Origin of the sequence: Rhodopseudomonas sp. BR0C11, assembly GCF_010820945.1 — a bacterium.
Classification (GTDB): Bacteria; Pseudomonadota; Alphaproteobacteria; order Rhizobiales; family Xanthobacteraceae; genus Rhodopseudomonas; species Rhodopseudomonas palustris_H.
Genome location: NZ_QTKI01000585.1, coordinates 1 through 2138, shown reverse-complemented (window position 1 = coordinate 2138; position 2138 = coordinate 1). Strand labels below are relative to the sequence as shown.

General features: G+C 63.9%; 4 protein-coding genes. 1 reads left to right on the top strand and 3 read right to left on the bottom strand.

The genetic code is table 11. The features are described from left to right. Nucleotides 1–285: 285 nt before the first annotated feature. From DYI24_RS28160 to DYI24_RS25450, 3 genes are read right to left on the bottom strand one after another with little or no spacing between them, the layout of a single operon-like run. On the bottom strand, nucleotides 286–441 hold the full coding sequence (locus DYI24_RS28160) for a hypothetical protein (RefSeq protein ID WP_205523695.1): 156 nt from the start codon (nucleotides 439–441) through the stop codon (nucleotides 286–288). A 54-nt stretch (nucleotides 442–495) separates the two neighbouring features. Beyond that, nucleotides 496–774 (bottom strand): DUF1488 family protein, encoded by a 279-nt coding sequence (locus DYI24_RS25455; protein ID WP_164574288.1) that lies wholly within the window; start codon nucleotides 772–774, stop codon nucleotides 496–498. 38 nt (nucleotides 775–812) lie between these two features. Then, nucleotides 813–1082, bottom strand: coding sequence for a hypothetical protein (locus DYI24_RS25450; RefSeq protein ID WP_164574287.1), 270 nt, complete (start codon nucleotides 1080–1082; stop codon nucleotides 813–815). A 228-nt stretch (nucleotides 1083–1310) separates the two neighbouring features. Here DYI24_RS25450 and DYI24_RS25445 point away from each other — a divergent pair. After that, nucleotides 1311–2138 (top strand): transglutaminase-like domain-containing protein (locus DYI24_RS25445; protein WP_164574286.1); only part of this gene is annotated, 828 nt, incomplete at its 3' end.

The following is a 2138-nucleotide window of genomic DNA, read 5'->3' as shown; positions in this document are numbered from 1 at the left end:
GTGGGGCGGAGAGGGGCTATTTGGCAGCAAAGAACAGTCTCATCCGCTGTCATTCCGGGGCGCGAGCGCGAGCCCGTGAAATCGGAATCCCGAGGTTGTTATCACTCACTCCCCGCCCGTCGAGATTCGGGGTTCGCTCACTTCGTGAGCGCCCCGGAATGACAGGAAATTAGCTCTTCATCACATTTTAGGATCGAAAGACGCGCCGCCCGACGACGCACGGCGCCTCCATCCGCGGCCGGCTCCCTCGTCCGCTCTTGCCAAGCGGGAGAGGCCGATGTCGCCTCACGAATATTTTGGAGCGTCGGGATTGCGGAAGATGCGGATTGGATCGCCCGGGGTGAGCTTCGGCGAGGTCAGCATCGCATAGGCGTACACCGCAAGATAGGCGCAGGCGAGTGCGCCCACCCCATACAGCATCCAAGTCGCCACACGCCGCATCTCGTTCATCCTCCGGCTGCGGAAGATGGCGATCTCGCCGTCAGAGTCAAATCGTCAGCTGTGAAAATCCAGTCGCCGCAGGATGATCCCCGGAGGCCGCCCTTCCATCTCCGCGTTGGCAAATTTGCGTTCGGCGCAGCTCTCGATGCTGGCGCGCAGCCTCATGAACTGTTGCTCGCGCTGCGCCGGCGGGGTCCGCTTCGCGCCATCGAGAAAGTCCATCGCGTCGGAACTGATCGCGCAGGGCACTTCGGTCAGATCGTGGATCATCGAAAATAGCACCACGGAGCGGTCCTCGTCGTAACCGCGAAAGCTGCCGCTGGTAAAGCTCATGGTGGATCATCCTCGTGTTGCGGGGCGGCCCGCGCGGGTCAGGCCCGGCTGGTGCTGCTGTCGGCTTGTCGCGCGTCTCGCAGCGCGTCCGGTTCGATCGTGAGCATTTCCACCGCGGATTGACGCGGCGGCGCGCAGGGCACCGTGATCATCGTCGCGACACGGCGGAACACTGGGAACGACAGGCCCTCGATCAGTTCTTCGTCGGTGATGACGTCGTAAGAGCCTGCTGGCAGCTCGCGATCGATGCCGCGGAGTCGGAACGGGTGAGTGAAGACGATCGTTTCGCGGCGCGTTCGCGTAGTCATGGACGCCTCCTTCGGGCCGCTGCGTCCGAACGCCGGTCGCGCTGTCTCGCACTCCGACGATTGCCGACCATGCTGCGCCTTTTGAACTGCGATAGCCATCGAATTCGTCGCAATCGGCCCGTCAGCGCCGCGGCAGCTTGTTTTTCGGCCGGCGATCGCCATCTAAGGCAGGCAGCCGGTGATTAGTTCCGATCAGGCAAACGGCGCGGTGGCGGAGAACCCGACCTCATGAAGCTCCGCGTCGGCTACGAGATGGTCTACGACTTCCCGCAACCGACGCCGATGATCGTGGTGCTCGGAACGCATTTCAGTCGTGCCTCCGACATCATCGCTCCGGATTTCCTCACCACCGATCCGGCGGTGCAGATCACGCCGTATCGCGACATGTTCGGCAATTGGTGTAGCCGCCTGGTGGCGCCTACGGGTCGGATGCGGCTTGCCGCCGACGGGATCGTGCGCGACACCGGTGTGCCGGATCCGGTGGTGCCGTCTGCGATGCAACATGCGATCGAGGATCTGCCGGCCGACACCATCGTGTATCTGCTCGGCAGCCGCTATTGCGAGACCGATCTTCTGTCCGATACCGCGTGGAAGATGTTCGAGCAGACCTCGCCCGGCTGGCCGCGGGTGCAGGCGATCTGCGATTTCGTACACAATCACATCAAGTTCGATTACCAGCACGCCCGTGCCACCCGCACGGCGCATCAGGCCTTCGACGAGGGTCGCGGCGTCTGCCGCGATTATGCCCATCTGGCGATCGCGCTGTGCCGCTGCATGAACATTCCGGCGCGCTACTGCACCGGCTATCTGGGTGATGTCGGCACCCCGAAGCCGTGGGCGGCCGGCGACTTCGCCGGCTGGTTCGAAGCCTTCATCGGCGGGCATTGGTACACGTTCGATCCGCGCAACAACGTGCCGCGGCTCGGCCGGGTGCTGATTGCGCAGGGCCGCGATGCGGCCGACGTGCCGATCACCCAGACCTTCGGCCCCAACACCCTGGTGAGCTTCAAGGTCTGGACCGACGAGATCGACGAGACTGCCGCCGCCGGCTTGCAC